Annotated in this window: 18 protein-coding genes; 9 read left to right on the top strand and 9 right to left on the bottom strand. The window is 65.6% G+C overall.

The annotated features are described in order from the left end of the window. The first annotated feature begins 5 nt into the window (after positions 1-5). Entirely contained in the window at positions 6-269 is a 264-nt protein-coding gene (locus H146_RS18655) for a hypothetical protein (protein WP_019951035.1), read from the top strand. Further along, the gene (locus H146_RS0106360) at positions 266-1,762 is read left to right on the top strand and encodes a sodium:solute symporter family protein (RefSeq protein ID WP_019951034.1); all 1,497 of its coding nucleotides are present in this window, start codon (positions 266-268) and stop codon (positions 1,760-1,762) included. Before H146_RS18655 ends, H146_RS0106360 begins: the two co-directional genes overlap by 4 nt. A 12-nt stretch (positions 1,763-1,774) precedes the next feature. Here the strand turns inward: H146_RS0106360 and H146_RS0106355 are convergent, their stop codons facing one another. Further along, the gene (locus H146_RS0106355; protein ID WP_019951033.1) at positions 1,775-2,404 is read right to left on the bottom strand and encodes a cell wall hydrolase; all 630 of its coding nucleotides are present in this window, start codon (positions 2,402-2,404) and stop codon (positions 1,775-1,777) included. A 172-nt stretch (positions 2,405-2,576) separates the two neighbouring features. On the opposite strand from H146_RS0106355, the gene H146_RS0106350 reads away from it, so the two are divergent. Continuing rightward, positions 2,577-3,062 carry a cupin domain-containing protein gene (locus tag H146_RS0106350; protein WP_019951032.1) on the top strand — a complete coding sequence of 162 codons (486 nt, stop codon included), beginning with the start codon at positions 2,577-2,579 and terminating at the stop codon, positions 3,060-3,062. A 56-nt stretch (positions 3,063-3,118) separates the two neighbouring features. Here H146_RS0106350 and H146_RS0106345 read toward each other — a convergent pair whose 3' ends face one another. Further along, positions 3,119-3,868, bottom strand: a complete 750-nt coding sequence (locus tag H146_RS0106345; protein WP_026351787.1) for an NAD(P)H-dependent oxidoreductase — start codon at positions 3,866-3,868, stop codon at positions 3,119-3,121. A gap of 109 nt (positions 3,869-3,977) precedes the next feature. On the opposite strand from H146_RS0106345, the gene H146_RS18650 reads away from it, so the two are divergent. Further along, positions 3,978-4,838, top strand: a complete 861-nt coding sequence (locus H146_RS18650) for a LysR family transcriptional regulator (protein WP_033195491.1) — start codon at positions 3,978-3,980, stop codon at positions 4,836-4,838. Positions 4,839-4,854: 16 nt separating this feature from the next. Here the strand turns inward: H146_RS18650 and H146_RS0106335 are convergent, their stop codons facing one another. Next, complete coding sequence (locus tag H146_RS0106335) at positions 4,855-5,775, bottom strand: oxidoreductase (RefSeq protein WP_019951029.1); 921 nt, start codon at positions 5,773-5,775, stop codon at positions 4,855-4,857. A 161-nt stretch (positions 5,776-5,936) separates the two neighbouring features. Between H146_RS0106335 and H146_RS0106330 the strand changes: the two genes are divergently transcribed. Next, complete coding sequence (locus H146_RS0106330) at positions 5,937-6,971, top strand: ABC transporter substrate-binding protein (RefSeq protein WP_019951028.1); 1,035 nt, start codon at positions 5,937-5,939, stop codon at positions 6,969-6,971. A 10-nt stretch (positions 6,972-6,981) separates the two neighbouring features. Here H146_RS0106330 and hmuQ read toward each other — a convergent pair whose 3' ends face one another. Beyond that, on the bottom strand, positions 6,982-7,305 hold the full coding sequence (gene hmuQ, locus H146_RS0106325; protein ID WP_019951027.1) for a heme-degrading protein HmuQ: 324 nt from the start codon (positions 7,303-7,305) through the stop codon (positions 6,982-6,984). Between the two features lie 204 nt (positions 7,306-7,509). Between hmuQ and hutC the strand changes: the two genes are divergently transcribed. Next, positions 7,510-8,220 carry a histidine utilization transcriptional repressor HutC gene (gene hutC / locus H146_RS0106320; protein ID WP_019951026.1) on the top strand — a complete coding sequence of 237 codons (711 nt, stop codon included), beginning with the start codon at positions 7,510-7,512 and terminating at the stop codon, positions 8,218-8,220. A gap of 75 nt (positions 8,221-8,295) precedes the next feature. Beyond that, on the top strand, positions 8,296-8,994 hold the full coding sequence (gene gpmA, locus H146_RS18645; protein WP_019951025.1) for a 2,3-diphosphoglycerate-dependent phosphoglycerate mutase: 699 nt from the start codon (positions 8,296-8,298) through the stop codon (positions 8,992-8,994). Positions 8,995-9,058: 64 nt separating this feature from the next. Here gpmA and H146_RS18640 read toward each other — a convergent pair whose 3' ends face one another. Next, positions 9,059-10,162: an AbrB family transcriptional regulator gene (locus H146_RS18640; RefSeq protein WP_019951024.1), complete on the bottom strand. Its 1,104-nt coding sequence runs from the start codon at positions 10,160-10,162 to the stop codon at positions 9,059-9,061. Between the two features lies 1 nt (position 10,163). Continuing rightward, positions 10,164-10,730 (bottom strand): isochorismatase family protein, encoded by a 567-nt coding sequence (locus H146_RS0106305; protein ID WP_019951023.1) that lies wholly within the window; start codon positions 10,728-10,730, stop codon positions 10,164-10,166. Between the two features lie 158 nt (positions 10,731-10,888). On the opposite strand from H146_RS0106305, the gene H146_RS18635 reads away from it, so the two are divergent. Next, a complete protein-coding gene (locus tag H146_RS18635) occupies positions 10,889-11,473 on the top strand; it encodes a TetR/AcrR family transcriptional regulator (protein ID WP_211213298.1) in 585 nt (194 codons plus the stop codon). Positions 11,474-11,531: 58 nt separating this feature from the next. On the opposite strand, the gene H146_RS0106295 is transcribed toward H146_RS18635, so the two are convergent. The 3 genes from H146_RS0106295 to hutH form a co-directional block, all read right to left on the bottom strand. Continuing rightward, positions 11,532-11,966 carry a hypothetical protein gene (locus H146_RS0106295; RefSeq protein ID WP_019951021.1) on the bottom strand — a complete coding sequence of 145 codons (435 nt, stop codon included), beginning with the start codon at positions 11,964-11,966 and terminating at the stop codon, positions 11,532-11,534. Between the two features lie 107 nt (positions 11,967-12,073). Further along, a complete protein-coding gene (locus tag H146_RS0106290; protein WP_019951020.1) occupies positions 12,074-13,444 on the bottom strand; it encodes a formimidoylglutamate deiminase in 1,371 nt (456 codons plus the stop codon). Positions 13,445-13,466: 22 nt separating this feature from the next. Beyond that, positions 13,467-15,017, bottom strand: coding sequence for a histidine ammonia-lyase (gene hutH / locus H146_RS0106285; protein WP_019951019.1), 1,551 nt, complete (start codon positions 15,015-15,017; stop codon positions 13,467-13,469). A gap of 315 nt (positions 15,018-15,332) precedes the next feature. On the opposite strand from hutH, the gene H146_RS18630 reads away from it, so the two are divergent. Beyond that, positions 15,333-16,157 (top strand): transporter substrate-binding domain-containing protein, encoded by an 825-nt coding sequence (locus H146_RS18630; RefSeq protein ID WP_019951018.1) that lies wholly within the window; start codon positions 15,333-15,335, stop codon positions 16,155-16,157. Positions 16,158-16,168: the final 11 nt, after the last annotated feature.

Below are 16,168 nucleotides of genomic sequence, written 5' to 3'. Positions count from 1 at the left end.
GGACCATGAAAACCTCTTTCCTGCTGCCCTTGAGCGTCCGCAATCGGGTGCTGCTGGCGCTTTTTGTCGTCGTGATCCTCGCCGGCATCTGGCCCGCCATCGGGCTGGTCAATAGCGCCGCGCTGGTGCTGGGAGTGCCGCTGTTGGCCGCCTGGTCGTGCCTGATACCGCTGGCTTGTACCGCGCTGATGCTGCTGGCCAATCGGCTCAATCCGCTGTCTGAACGTATGACAGAGCGCGCTGAGCGTGCCGGGGAGCCGCGCCCATGAGCTGGCTGCCTATGGTACTGACGCTGGGTTATCTGCTGGTCGCGATCGCCCTCGGCCTCAGGGCCGGCGCCGGCAGGAAAATGAACAGCTTCGAGCAGTGGGGCATCGCCGGGCGCAGCATGGGGCCGCTGATGCTCTATCTGCTGATGGGCGCCGGCAGCGTCAGCGCCTACACCTTCATGGGCGCGCCCGGCTGGGCGTGGAGCAAGGGGGTGCCGGTGTTCTACGTGATGGTCTATCTGAGCTACCTGGCGCTGGTGGCCTGGTACTGCGGCCCGCGGGTGTGGGCCTTCGGCGCGCAGCTGGGGCATGTGACCCAGGCCCAGGCGGTGGCGGAGCGCTTCGAGAGTCCGCTACTGGGGGCGCTAACCGCGCTGGTGATGTCGATCGGCGCGCTGGCTTATGCGGTGCTGCAGACCATCGGCGCCGCTTATATTCTCAACGTGATGACCGGCGGCGCGCTGCCCACCGCGGTAGGTGTCTGGCTGGTACTGGGCTGTATTGCCAGCTATCTGTTCGTCAGCGGTCAGCGCGCCATCGGCGTCACCAACGCCTTTCAGGGCGCGCTGATGATGGTCGTGGCCTGGGTGATCGGGCTATGGGCGACGCATCAGTTCACCGGCAGTTGGTGGTTCGGCGGCGTCTTCGAGCGCCTGCAGCAGGCGCGTCCCGAATTTCTCACCCTGCCCGGTAGCATGGGTGATATGAGCTTCGCTTTCTGGACCTCCTCGGTGATCGTCTCGATGTTCTCCTTTCAGCAGCCGGTGTGGCTGCAGTGGATGAGCGCCAGCTCGGCACACAACATCCGCCGCGGCGCCACCTGGCTGCCTACCTACTATCTGGTGATTCTGCCCATGGTGGTGGTGGGTTTCATCGGTATTTTCACCCTGCCGGAGCTGGCGCGGCCGGATACCGTGGCGCTGCAGCTGGCGCTCGCGCAGATGCCCGCGCTGCTGGTCGGCCTGCTGGGGGCGGGCACCCTGGCGGCGGCGATGTCCTCCGCCGAGCCCTTCATTCACGGCACGGCGCTGACCTGGACGCGCGATGTGCTGAAACCGGCGCTGCGCCTGTCGGACGAGCGCAGCGCCGGCCTGGCGCGCTGGATGCTCTTTCCCATCATGGTGCTGATCGTGGGGCCGGTGGCGATGCTCGAGCCCGGCAACCTGATCATGATTCTGCTGGTAGGATTGGGCTTCGCCGCGCAGATGCTGCCGGCCTTCATCGGCATTTTCCTGTGGCCGCGGGCCAGCCGGGCGGGGGTGCTGTGTGGGCTGGCTGCGGGCTTCACGGTGACGGCGCTGTTCACCCTCGCGTGGCGCAACCCGCTGGGCATTCATGCCGGCTTCTGGGGGCTGGTGATCAACCTGCCGCTGTTCGTGATGGTGTCACTGAAAACGGCGCCGGCCTCGCGTCGGACGCTCGAGCGCTTCATGGCAATCACCGCGCCGGGACGCGGTCTCGGCAGGCAGGAGAGGGCGGGCGTGAGCGAATGAGCCCCGCGCCGCTCAGCTCGGCGGCCGGTAGAAATCGAACTCACGCGACTGCATGGTACGGATAAAGCTCGACGCCCAGCTCGGGGTAATGCCCTTGTGATGGAAAAAGAGCGCGCCGTGGGTGCGGTCGGCCAGCTGGCCGTTGAGGGCGAGGCGGGCGATTTCGCGGGCGGTGGCGTACTCGGCCATTTCGTGCGCCTCGTCGGGGCGCCCGTCGCACCACCAGGAGAACTGACAGCGTCCCGTCTCCGAGCCTTCCTGCACGACACCGCACAGGGTGGATGGAAACCGACTGCTGCCGAGTCGATTCATGACCACGTTGGCGACCGCTTCCATCTCGCCCCGCGGTGTGCCCTTGGCTTCCCAGTAGATCGAGCGGGCCAGGCAGCTGACGGCGTCGTTGAGCGGCGCCTGGCCGCGCGGGTCGACCGCACGAACGCCATCACGGCTCAGGCGAACGCCGGAGGGCAGTGGCTGCACGCCGCCGGCATCAGAGGCGCGGCTCTCCAGTATCTCGGCTTTCTGCATTGCCACGGCAGCGCCAGGCGATGTGTTATCGGCCAGTGCCGATGGCAGGGAGAGCGCCAGCGCAATGAGGCCCGCAAACGATGGGAGTAAAAGGCGGGGCAGCGGTGTCGGCATGGCGGTTCCTGGTCGCGATGGATCGTTCATCCTACGTAATTACCTGGCTGATGTGGAGTATGGCGCCTTCAGCGAGCGCTGTGTCAGTGTGGAAGCCGAGCAGAGAGCAGTCAGCACAGGCGTGTCAGCCCCCTGCTGACACGTCAGAAATAATCAATGAGTGAGGTGTAGCATGAACCCGGTTATCCGGCTTGCCGAGCTGAGACTCGATGCCTGGCAACAAGGGCAGGATTTCGAATCCGCGGATGCCTCCTTGAACGCGCTGACTGGCATGAAAGGGTTGGGTGTGAGCTACAGCGAGGTGCCGCCCGGCAAATCCGGTTGCCCGTTTCACAACCATCATGTCGAGGAGGAGCTTTTTGTGATCCTCTCGGGTAAGGGAGAATATCGTTACGGTGAGCGGCGCCATGCAGTTCGCGCCGGTGATGTGCTGGCCGCACCGGCGGGTGGCGTCGATACCGCTCATCAGTTGATCAACAACGGGACTCTGGCGTTGAAATATCTGGCGATATCGACACGTGCGGCGGCGGAGGTGATTGAATATCCGGACTCCGGCAAGTTGATGATCAAAAGCGAACAGCCCGAGGGTGGGTTCACGAGGCTCATTCGTCGTTCGGAGGAGAGCCCCGATTATTGGGAAGACGAACCGGGGGCTTGAACGCCGCATCCTGTTGGGCGTTGAACGAAGTCTGGTCGTCTCCTTGCCGCGTGCTCTTATACTCGCCAGCGCAGTGGATGCCGCTCTTTTAAAACGCCCCGGTCGTCCCAGTCCTGCCAGCCGCTGAACGGTATGGCGGCCTCGTCATCCAGCGCCGGCAGTCGCGCTCTCCACTCTTTTCGAGCGATTTCGAGCCGACGCTGAAAGTCGTCTTCTGCTTCATAGCTCAATCCTCCGCCCTGTACGCCGTAGACGATCTGCGGCGCCAAAACGTCAAATCCCACATAGTAGAGCGAACAGTGCAGCGACCACATGAAGGTCGTGATGTCGCCGCTGCGCCCGTAGGTCGAGAAGGTCTCGCGTGGGCCGCCGGTGGTTACGGAACACAGCGCCCGCCGGCTGCTCAGCGGCCCACGATCGAAGCGGCGCTGCCCGCTATAGAGGCCGCCATAGACAAATACTCGATCGAACCAGCCCTTGAGCATCGCCGGTGGGCCATGCCACCAGAGCGGAAATTGTAGAATGACCAGATCGGCGCGCTTGAGGCGTTCGATGTCTTGTACCACCTGTGGTGCCAGGCGGTCGTGATTGACAGCATGACGCTGTTCGTCCAGTGGCTTGAAGCGCGACGGGTCAAGGCGATCATCGAAATGTTCGCGACGTTCGACCGGATCGAAGCCTTCTGCATAAAGATCGGCGACGTCGACGCTATGTCCGGCCCTCTCGAGGGTTTCCCGGGCGTCGCCGGTCAGCGCCGCATTGAAGGAGCCGGGTTCGGGATGGCAGTGAACGATCAGGACCTGCATAAAGATTTCCTCGCCGTGACGTGAGCGAGTCATGTTGTGATCTGCAGCGCTACAATGCGATCCATGATATTCACAATTTCTGTTTGCAAGAATGCAAGGGCCAATCAATATGCCGGCTGAGGGACTGCGCTGGAATGACCTGCCATTAGTGCTGGCGATAGCCGAAACCGGCTCGCTCGCCGGTGCGGCACGGCGGCTGGCGGTCAATCATGCCACTGTCTTCCGGCGCCTGAACGCTCTCGAGCGCCAACTGGCGGTGCGACTCTTCGAGCGCCACAGCGGCGGCTATCGTCCCACGCAGGCCGGTTGGGAGCTGGCCGACAGCGCGGCGCGCATGGCAAAGGAGGTTCACGATGCCGAGCGTCGCTTGCAGGGCCACAACCCGGCGCTCGCCGGTACGTTACGCATCACCACGACCGATACGCTGCTGCATGGGCTGCTGACGCCGATCTTTCATCGTTTTCGCCAGCGTTACCCGGATATCCTGCTGGAAGTCGCGATCTCCAACCGCACTCTGGATATCACCCGACGCGAGGCGGATATCGCCATTCGCCCGACCAACCATCCGCCGGAAAGCCTGATCGGCCGATGTATCGGCAGCGTGCGTCAGGCGGTCTATACCCGCCGCGATAACCAGGTAACGCAAGCGGTGTGGGTCGGCCCGGACGCGGCCATGGGCTATCCGGCGCTGGAGCGCTGGATGCGCGAGCAGGGCGTAGAAGAGGCGGTCGGTTATCGCGCCGACAGCATGTTCGGCATGATGAGTGCCATTCGGGTCGGTATGGGCTGCGGCGTGCTGCCCTGCTATCTGGCCGATGCCGAGCCGCTGCTGGTGAGAGTCGGCGAAACGGTGGCATCACTGGATACCAATCTGTGGCTGCTGACCCATGCCGATTTGCGCTGGACGGCCCGGGTCAGGGCGCTCTTTGACGACGTCGCCGCGGTCGTCAGGGCGACGGATAATCTGTAGTGGCCAGGTGCCGGTGTCAGGTCGTCGTCTCTTCCCGCCACATCGCCCCTGTCAGCTCGCAGGAGACCTGCCACAGCCGTTCGGCCAGGGCGGCGTCGCAGGCGGTAGCGGACATCCGGGCGCGCTCGGGGGCACCGCGGGTCTCGGCGAAGCCGCCGGGACCGAAGTAGTCGCCGGGTCGGAAGTCGCTGGCGGTGGCGGCGTGCAGGATGGGGCGGGCGCCCTCGGCGGCGGACTGGGTCATAATCGGCAGCGTCAGCCGGAACAGCGCGCCGACCAGTGCCCGGCTTCTGACGCCGTGTTCAAACAGCGCCGTGCGCGCAAGACCAGGGTGGGCGGCAAGGCTGTCGAGGCCCCAGCTTTCGGCGTCGCTGTGCTGCTGTAGCGCCTGGCTGAAGAGCAGCATGGCGAGCTTGGACTGGCGATAGGCGCGCCAGGGGTCGTAGCCTTTTTCGCCCTGAAGGTCGTCGAAGTCGATCCGGCCGCCGCGATGGGCGAGGCTCGAAAGCTGTACCACACGCGGTGCCCCGGCGGCGGTCAAAAGCGGCAGTAGCTCGCTGGTGAGCAGAAAGTGGCCCAGGTAGTTGACGCCCAGCTGACGCTCGAAGCCCTCCTCGGTCAGCTCCCGCTGCGGCAATGCCATGATGCCGGCGTTGTTGACCAGTACATCGAGCGCCGTTTCCCGCTCGCGCAGGGCGGCGGCGAAGTCGCGCACCGAGGCGAGCCGGCTCAGGTCGAGGGCTTCAAAGCGCACGTCCGCTTCGGGGCAGTCCTTCAACAGCGCCTCGACGGCGGCCCGGCCCTTGTGCTCGCTGCGGGCGGCGATCACTACCCGATAGTTCTGATAGACCAGGCCGCGGGCGGTTTCAAAGCCGAGGCCGGCATTGGCGCCGGTGACCACGGCCAGACGTTTCGACGGACGCTCGCTGTGTGGCATACCCAGCCTGCTCGCTATATGACGGAAAGCCGCACCTTAGCATTAACGGCGCACCGGGACAGGATCCTGCGCGCCGTTAATGCTGATGCTGAGCCGTTTTCAGTAGCGTGATGCGGTCACAATCGTCAGGCTGGCGGACTCCGAGACTCAGGGCATATCCCATGTTGAAAAAAGCGGCCAACGCCGTTCTGTGCTGCCTGCTGATCGCTGGCAGCGGGACAGCCGGCGCCGAAGCGCCACATACCGGCTATCCCGTCACGCTCGATAACTGCGGCGATCCGCAGACCTTCGAGCAGGCCCCGCAGCGGGTGGTGACGCTGGGCCAGCATGAAACCGAGCTGCTGCTGTCGCTGGGGCTGGCCGAGCGCATGGTGGGCAGCGCCATCTGGTTCGGGCCGGTGGCCCCACAGCTGCGTCAGGACAATGCCCGCGTGCCGCGGCTCAACGACAACGCGCCGAGCTTCGAGGCGGTGCTGGCCACCCGCCCCGATTTCGTCGCGGCGCAGTACAGCTATCACCTGGGCCCCAACGGCGAAGTGGCGGGGCGCGACCAGTTCGAGGCGCTGGGCATCAATACCTGGGTGTCGCCGAGCGACTGCGTGGGCAAGTCGGTCACCGCCAGCTCCAACAGCGACGGCGCGCGCAGCGAGCCCTTCAGCATGGCGCTGATCGAGCGGGAAATTCGGCAGATGGCACGCATCTTCGATGTTCAGGTGCGCGGCGAGGCGCTGATGGCCTCGCTGGAGGAACGTATCGCAAAGGCTCGCACGCTGGCCGATAGCGTGCGCGATGGTGATGAACCGCTGACGGTGGTCTACTGGTTCTCCAGCGCCACCCTCGACGGCGACCCCTGGGTGGCGGGCAACGTCGGCGCGCCGGCGGTGGTCTCGAAAGCGCTGGGGCTCGACAACGTGATCGACAGCGATCAGGAGTGGCCCGCCGTCAGCTGGGAGCGGATCGCCGCGGCCAACCCTGACGTGCTGGTCATCACCGAGATGGCGCGGCGTCTCTACCCCGCCGACGATGTGCAGGCAAAGCGCGACTTCCTGCGCAGTGATCCGCTGACACGCCAGCTCGACGCGGTGCAAAACGAGCGCATCATTGTGGTTCCCGCCCAGACACTCAACCCGTCGCTACGAGTGGTCGAGGCGATCGAGACGGTTGCCGGGGCGCTGGCGCAATATACCGAGGAGTGAGGGCGATGCTTCAGTCGCCGCCGATGGTCTGGATCACCTCGAAGCCCTCGAACTTCGGTGGGCCGAGATAGAGTCCCTCGCGGCGGCTCTGGCCGGCGTTGGCGTGGGCGGCGCGAAACGCTTCCGAGTGGGTCCAGGCCTCGAAATCCGCGCGTGTTTGCCAAATGGTATGGGAGGCGTAGAGGACGTGATCCTCCTCTTCAGGGCCGCGCAGCATGTGAAATTCGACGAAGCCCGGCAGCCCCTGCAGATGGGTCTCGCGCTCCAGCCAGAGCTTTTCGAATTCATCAACTCTCTGCGGGTTGACCCGAAAGCGATTCATGGCGATGAACATCCTGTGCTCCTTGTCGAGGAAAATCGTCCCGGCGACGATGGCACCGCGGCCGGGAAAGGGCAAGGTCGAGCCTGCAGAGCAATCAAGCAGGAGCGTTGGACGAACAGGTTTGCCGAGTGGCGGCCGGCGCGCAACCTGTCAGAATAACGACCCAAACACTAACCTCCAAAGTAGCCGCTTGCACGCCATCGACAAGGAGATATCTTGAGCCGTCCACAGCCTCGCTATCGCGTCATCCGGCAGTACCTGCTGGATCGCATCGAAAGCGGCGAGTTTCCCGTCGACCACCAGATTCCCCCGGAAAAGACGCTGGCGGAAACCTTTGCCGTCAGCCGCATGACGGCCCACAAGGCGATACGGGATCTGGTACAGGAGGGCTATCTGTGGCGCCATCCCGGCATCGGCACCTTCGTGGCCGATCGCCGCTCGGAGTCGCCGCTGGTCGAGATCAACAACATTGCCGATGAGGTGCGCGCGCGCGGCAATGCCTATCGCAGCCGGGTGCTGACGCTGGAGACGATTATCGCTGACGACGAGATCGCCATGCGCATGGGAGTGCGCATCGGCAATCGGCTGTTCCACACCCGGCTGATCCACCTGGAAGACGAGGTGCCGATTCAGTTGGAGAACCGCTACGTCAATCCGCAGTGGGTGCCCGACTATCTGAAGGCCGATTTTGAGCGGCATACCCCCAACGAGATTCTGGTCGCGGCCTGCCCGATCAGTGCCATGGAGCATGTCGTCGAGGCGCTGCTGGCCGACCCGGAGACCGCGCGGCATCTCGGCATCGACCCCGCCGCGCCCTGCCTCGGCGTGCGCCGGCGCACCTGGTCGGGGGAGCACCTGATCAGCTATGCCCATCTGCTGCACCCCGGCGACCGCTACCGGCTGCGCTCGACGGCACATCACCCCTGACGGCAACAGGCCTGATGGCGTCGGCTGATCTGCGCTACGCTGAGAGAGACGGTCACCTTTATCAGGGAGGCAAGCATGGCAGGCCAACTCGTTTTACTACGCCACGGTCAGAGTCAGTGGAATCTGGAGAATCGTTTCACCGGCTGGGTAGATGTCGATCTGACCGACACCGGCCGCGATGAAGCGCGCCGCGCCGGCACCCTGCTGGCGGCGGAGGGCATCCGCTTCGATGTCGCCTTTACCTCGGTACTGCGGCGCGCGATCGGCACGCTGTGGCTGGCGATGGAAGAGATGGAGCAGTCGTGGGTCGATGTGCACCGCCACTGGCGGCTCAACGAGCGTCACTACGGGGCGCTGCAGGGGCTCAACAAGGCCGAGATGGCGGAGAAGCACGGTGAGGAGCAGGTGCATATCTGGCGTCGCAGCTACGCCACGCCGCCCCCGGCGATGGACCCCGAGGACCCTGGCCATCCGCGTCACGACCCGCGTTACGCGCGCCTCGATGCGCGCACCCTGCCGGCCACCGAGTCGCTGCAATTGACGCTACAGCGGGTGCTGCCCTACTGGCACGACGCCATCGCCCCGCGCCTCAAGGCCGGCGATAACGTGCTGATCGCGGCACATGGCAACAGCCTGCGGGCGCTGGTGAAATATCTCGACGGCATCGCCGACGACGAGATTACCGGCCTCAACATTCCTACCGGGGTGCCGCTGCGCTACCGGCTCGACGATGAACTCAACGCCGTCGAGTCGGACTATCTCGGCGACGCCTGAGGGCAGGCGTGCGACAGAACTGCTGCTGGTTCTACCATGGCCAGCAGATTCCCTGGCCATGGCGCTATCCGGAGCCGCTACGACCATGGCCAAGCGGATAACCCGCCCAGCGCGATAGCGTGCGCGCGATCAACGGCCCGGTGAGCATCAGAAACCAGGCCCGCGCGACCTGCATCGCCATGACATAGGCCACGTTCAGATGACTGGCGCTGGCGATGATCGCCACGGTGCTCGCCCCACCCGGGCTGGTCGCCAGATAGGCGGTCAGCGGATCCATGCCGGTCAGCTCGACCAGCACCACCGCGAGCCCGCCACAAGCCAGCAGCAAAAACAACGTGGACACCAGAATCGACGGCAGCGCGTGCATGGCCTGGCGCAGCGTTTCGCGCCGGAAGCGCATGCCGATGCCCCAGCCGAGCACGCAATAGCCCGGTATCAGCAGTATCTGCGGCAGGGCGATGCGCAGCACGTGCAGATTCTGCAGCAGTGCGCCGATCACCATCACGAACATGAGCGGGCCGGCCGGAATGCGCAGTCGCACGGCCAGAAAGCTGGCGACCACGATAAAGCCTACGGTCTCGCCGAAACCGAGCCAGTCGCTCGGCAGGAAGGCGATGTGCGCCGAAAGCCCGCCGGCCGGGGCGGCCGGTACGAAAACGGCGGCGACGACTGCCGAAAGCACCGACACGATGATCACTCGAACGTACTGGACGAACGCCACCAGGCCGACATCGCAGCCGAAGTCGCCGGCCATGATCACCATCGCAGCCGCGGCCCCTGGCAGCGTACCCCAGATTGCGGTCGAACCCGGCAGTACCTGCCAGCGGGTCAGCAGCCAGCCGATCACCATGCTGAGCAGCACCACGGCCAGCACGCCGCTGGCGAAGATCGGCCAGTCCCGCCCGATCTCGGCCAGCAGTGACGGCGTTATCGCCCGCGCGATCAGGCAGCCAACCACGCCCTGCGCCCAGTTGAACGCCAGCCCCGGCAGATGCACCGGTCCGAAGCTGACCGCGACCATGATTGCCGCGATCATCGGCCCGAGCAGAAAAGCAGCCGGCAGATGCAGCCAATCCAGCCCGACGGCCAGCACCGCCGACAGAATCACCAGCAACGTCCACCGCAACAGGCTCTGTCGCATCGCCATGGCCTTGCGGGCGGCGCGCATCTCAGGCCACCAGTTCGAGAGCGTCGGCGTTCGTCACCCGGGCGAGCCGCGGAAAGATGCTCTCGATCGCCATGTCGTGCAGCGGTTTCGACATCGTTGCGCACAAATCCTCCGGCACCACCACGTCATAACCGTACTCCCAGGCATCGCGAACCGTCGATTCCACCCCGAAATTGGTGGCGATGCCGCCGATCACGAGTGTGGAGATGCCGCGGCGGCGCAGCTGCAGATCGAGCTCGGTGCCGTGGAATGCGCCCCATTGACGTTTGACGATCTCCAGATCGCCCGGCTGCATCACGCCATCGACGAAACGCATGGCGTCTGCCGGCATGCCGCCCTCGGGCCGTTGCGGCGGTTTGTCCACATTGGCTGGCGGCGTATCGCCGAGATCGTCGTGCCAGAGCACGCGCACGTTGACGACCAGCGCCCCGGCCCGGCGGAAGCGCTCGGCCAGCGCCCGGGTGGCGGCGACGATTTGTTCGCCGCTGCGCGGCGCCAGCTCACGGCCAACGATGCCTTGTTGCAGATCGATCGAAATGAGTGCCGTACGTGCAGGATCCAGTTGCATGACAAAACCTCGAAAAGAGGGAAAGACGCCAATCCAATAGATATGATAGGATTGACTCGCAAAAATATTATTAGAGGATGTCCTCGCAAAAGTCAATGAACGCACAAGACGCACAACGTGAACCCGTTCGGCCGCAGCGCAGACGCGGGCGCGAGCGCGTGGCCGCGATCGTGGCCGCAGCCGTGGAACTGTTCGCCGAGCGCGAATACAGCGCCGTGACCATGACCGAGATCGCGGACCGATCGGGCACCGCGATCGGCTCGCTGTACCGGTTCTTCCCCACCAAGGAACATGTGGCCGATACCATCCTCGAGCGCTTCGGCGATGCCATCGACGAGGCCTTCGATATCTGCGCGGCCAATGCCCCTGCGCAGCCGGTCGAGCAGACCGCGAGCGAACTCGTGGCCCGGATCGCCGCCCTCGGCCCCTACCGGACCGCCGGCTCGGCGCTGGCCGATGCGCTCGACCGGGCCGACGAGCCGGCAACGAAAGCGATCGAGCGGATTCGGGCGAGCATGCGCGGCGGCATTCGGCGCGTGCTGCACGCCATCGACCCCGATCTGCCGACAGACATGGTGGAAACCCGGACGCTGGCCGTGCTGGTCGTTCTCAAGGCGACCGGCGTGCATATGCAACGTTACCCCGACGAACGCGACCGGCTCGAGGCCGAGCTGGGCCGGATGCTCTCGCTGTATCTGGCCCAGCCGGCCACGCTGACCCGCCCGCTGTCGCCTGAAGCATAAGGAACGTCTCGATACGCACATCGCGCCCGTCTGGCCGAGTGCATACTTTCGAACGACATTACGTCGTGATGGCCGCCACCAGGTGCGCTGCCGGAATGGCAAATACCAGGCTCAGCAGCGTACGCAGGAACCAGACCACCACGATCCGCCCCACCGACAGCGGGATACGTGTCGACAGAATGCAGGGGATCGACGCCGAAAAGAACAGGATCGACGAGACCGACACCACGCCGGCGGTAAAGCGTGCCGGCAGTGAGGCGTCAGCCATCAAAAGCGCCGGCAGGAACATCTCGGCCAGCCCCGAGGCGACCCCCTGCGACAGCTGGCGCGCCTCGTCGATGCCCAGCAGCGCAATCAGCGGATAGAACAGCAGCCCCAGCCAGTCGAACACCGGCGTGTACCGGGCCAGCAGGAGCCCCAGAAGCCCCACCGACAGAATCGAGGGCAGGATGCTCATGGTCATCAGCATCCCCTCGCGCAGATTGATCAGCACACTCGCGGCGTGATCGCGGTGGTAGAGGCCTCGTGGTGGGGGTTTGACATGGGGGCTCCTGCGTCGTTGTGATTGTCGTCGGAGGAGAGCACGGCCCGAGGCCGCCCTCAGGCCTTGCTTGAAAGCGCCTTGAGCAGCTGGCCCAACTCCCGGTGGTTTTGTTCATCGAGGCGGTGGTGGCCGTTCTCGACCTGCCAGCGGCCGGCCACCATCACATCGCGCACCTGCGCGCCGCTGGCGCCGAACAGCCAGCGGCCCAGCAGGTGTGCGTCGTCGCTGCCGGCCAGCCAGGGGTTGTTGCCGTCCAGTACCACCCAGTCCGCTCGCCGACCCACTGCCAGCGCGCCGATCGGCTGGCCCGAGGCCTGAGCACCGCCGGCCAGCGCGCTCTGGTAGAGCCAGTCGCCAACGCCGCGTCTCGCGCCATCCTGCAGCACAGTGCGACGCTGGGTGGTGAGGCGCTGGCCGTACTCCAGCAGGCGCAGCTCCTCGGCGGCCGATACCGCCACCTGGCTGTCGGAGCCGATCCCCCAGCGGCCACCGGCGGCGGCATAGGCCTCGGCGGCGAACAGGCCGTCGCCCAGGTTGGCTTCGGTGACGGGGCAGAGGCCGACCACCGCGCCGCTGGCCGCCAGCCGCCGCACTTCGTCGTTATCCAGATGGGTGGCGTGAATCAGGCACCAGCGCTCGTCCACCTCGACGTTATCCAGCAACCACTGCACTGGGCGCTTGCCGCTCCAGGCGAGGCACGCCTCGACCTCGCGCTGCTGCTCGGCGACATGGATATGGCGCGGGCCGACGGGGTCGGCGGCGAGCACCGCCGCCATCTCCGCCGGAGTGACCGCGCGCAGTGAATGAAACGCCATGCCCAGCGCCCGGGTGGGGTGAGCGGCGCAGTGTGGCGCCAGCTGCGCCAGCAGGCGCAGGTACGCCTCCGGCTCATGTATGAAGCGGCGCTGGCCGTGACCGGGCGGCCGGCCGCCGAAATCGCTGTGGGCGTAGAGTACCGGCAGCAGCGTCAGGGCGATTCCGCTGGCGTCTGCTGCTGCCAGCACCGCCTGCGACATCGCCGCCGGGTCGGCGTAGGGCTGCCCCTGCGGGTCGTGATGCAGGTAGTGGAACTCGCTCAGCTGGGTATAGCCGCCCTTGAGCAGCTCGACCTGCAGCACCCGGGCGATCACCGCGACCTGCTCCGGCGTCAGCCGGTCGACCAGCGCATACATCTGCTCGCGCCAGCTCCAGAAACTGTCCGTACCGCCTGAGCCGATCTCGGCCAGCCCCGCCATGGCGCGCTGAAACGCATGGGAGTGCAGGTTGGGCATGCCCGGCAGCAGCGGGCCGTGCAGCCGCTCGGCGCCAGCGGCGTGGGCGTCGGGGGTAACGCCTGCGATCATGCCGGCATCATCGACGCTCAGACGCACGTCGCGGCGCCACCCCTCGGGCAGCAGGGCGCGCGAGGCGAAAAAATCCTGGCTCATGGACGCTCTCCTCGTTTCGCGATCATGGCGTGGGGTGACGCTCGAGCGTGGGCAGATCGAGCGCGGCGGCGTCGATCACCGCGCCGCTGGCCACCAGCAGGGCGGCGCGTTCCAGTTCGGGGGCCAGGTAGCGGTCTTCCCTGAGCGGCGCGATCTCCTCGCGCAGCCGCGTGATGACCCGCTGAAGCGGTGTGCTGGTGGTCAGCGGGGCGCGGAACTCGACCCCCTGGGCGGCGCACAGCAGCTCGATGCCGAGAATATGCTGTAGATTGTCGGCCATGGTGAGCAGCCGCCGCGCGCCGTGGGCGGCCATCGAGACGTGATCCTCCTGGTTGGCGGAGGTCGGCGTGCTGTCGGTGACGCAGGGATTGGCGAGCTGTTTGTTCTCGCTCATCAGCGCGGCGGTAGTGACCTCGGCGATCATCAGCCCCGAGTTGAGCCCCGGGTTGGGGGTCAGAAAGGGCGGCAGATCGCAGTTGAGGTTGGGGTCGACCATCAGCGCCACGCGGCGCTGGGCGATGGCGCCGATTTCAGCCAGCGCCAGCGCGATGGTATCGGCGGCGAAACCGACCGGTTCGGCGTGAAAATTGCCGCCGGAGACGATCCGCCCGGTCTCGCTCAGCACCAGCGGGTTGTCGGTGGCGGCGTTGGCCTCGACCTCCAGGGTGGTGGCCGCCTGGCGCAGGATATCCATTGCCGCGCCGGTGACCTGCGGCTGGCAGCGGATGCAGTAGGGGTCCTGCACGCGCTGATCGCCCTCGATATGGCTATCGCGAATGACCGAGCCGGCCAGCGCCTCGCGCATCACCGCCGCCGCCTCGCACTGGCCGCGGTGGCCGCGCAGGCTGTGAATCTCCGCCTGCAGCGGCGCGGTGGAGCCCATGATGGCATCGGTGGAGAGTGCCGAGATGATCAGCGCGTTATGCGCCGCGCGCCAGCCCTCGAACAGGCCGGCGAGGGCGAAGGCGGTGCTGAACTGGGTGCCGTTGATACAGGCCAGCCCCTCCTTGGCGCCCAGCGTGACCGGCTCGAGACCGGCGCGTGCCAGCGCCTCGCTGCCGGGAAGCGTCTCGCCGGCGTAGCGCGCCATCCCCTCGCCGATCATCACTGCTGTCATGTGCGCCAGCGGCGCCAGGTCGCCGGAGGCACCCACTGAGCCCCGGGCGGGAATCTCCGGCATGACGCCGTGCGCCAGCATGGCCTCCAGCAGCGCTACCAGCTCGCGGCGCACGCCGGAGGCGCCGCGGCCGAAGGAGAGCAGCTTGAGGGTCATGATCAGCCGCGTCATGCGCGGCGAGATCGTCTCGCCCACGCCACAGCAGTGGCTGAGAATCAGGTTGCGCTGCAGGGTAGCGGTGTCGGCTGCGGCAATCGTGACGCTGGCCAGCTTGCCGAAACCGGTATTGACGCCGTACACCGCCGCGCTGCCACGGGCGGCCTCGGCCACGCGGGCGGCGGCGTCATCGATCGCCGGCAGGCAGCCGTCGTCGAGTCTTGCCGGCGTTTCGTGCCAGTAAATATCGGCCAGCTGCGCCAGGCGGGTAGCGCCCGGCACCAGTACAATGGGGGTCATGTTCGGCTCCGCTGTGATGAAAGGCGGGCGGAGCGAATCGGCGCCGCCTCGACTATGTCTATACAATTACCGCGATGATACGCCAGGTTCAACTCCCCGCGCGACAAGACGCCCTTTGGCACCACTGACTGAGCTCTGCCATGCCCGTTACGGTCGACGCCGAGTCACGGCCGGCAGCGGCGAGCCCAAAAGGGCATTGCCTGAAACTGTAGATTATCTTAATGTCTATACCGTTGCCTGATCGGCTGCGAGAACTCGCCCGAGCCCCGCAGCCCGGAACTGACTGTAACAATCCATAAAAAAGTGAGGTTAGCCATGCGTTTCGGACATGCCGCTGTTATTGCCGCCGCCATGCTGTCGTTCTCTTCTGCCAGTATGGCCGAAACCTATGTGGCGGGTATCGAGCCGTCATTCCCGCCCTGGGCGTCGGTCGATCACGGCCAGTATGTGGGCATCGCCCCCGACGCGGTGCGTGCCATCGCCAGGCAGCAGGGCTTTGACGTCGAATTTCGCTCGATGGCGTTTTCGTCGCTGATTCCGGCACTCAAGGCCGACAAGATCGATATTCTGGTGACCGGACTGACAGTAACGCCGAAACGGGCCGAGCAGATCGATTTCACCGTGCCCTGGTGGCAGATCAATCTCGATGTGCTGGTGCCCGCCGACTCGAATCTCGACGGCACCACGGCGCTCGGCGACGGCCACACGGTCGGGGTGCAGACCGGTACCACCAACTATGAATACCTGCAGAAGCTGGTCAACGATGAAGGCCGTGATATCGATATCAGGACTTATGAACAGGGCACCACGGCGCTACAGGATCTGACGCTCGGACGCCTCGATGCCTACTTCCTGGACGACGATACGGCGCAGCAGTTCGTCGCCGACAACCCGGACAGCGTGAAGATTGCCGGGCAGATCACGCCCCAGCCGCCGGAGGTCTACGCGCTGGCGGTCAAGAAGGGCAATACGGCGCTGCTGGAAAAGCTCAACGCCGGTGAGGTGGCCATCTACAAGTCCGGCGAGTGGGCCGATATCGTCCACAAGTACATGCCGGATGCGAAGGTCATGTCGGTGCCGGTCAGCCTGCCCGAAGGCATCGATACCTACGCCTCGCCGATTCCCGGTATAGCGCAGTAATTCGCCGCTGC

It is taken from the genome of Kushneria aurantia DSM 21353 (assembly GCF_000382245.1).
In the GTDB taxonomy this organism is placed as follows: Bacteria; Pseudomonadota; Gammaproteobacteria; order Pseudomonadales; family Halomonadaceae; genus Kushneria; species Kushneria aurantia.
The sequence above is the reverse complement of the archived record's forward strand: the minus strand, read 5'-3'. Positions and strand labels throughout refer to the sequence as shown.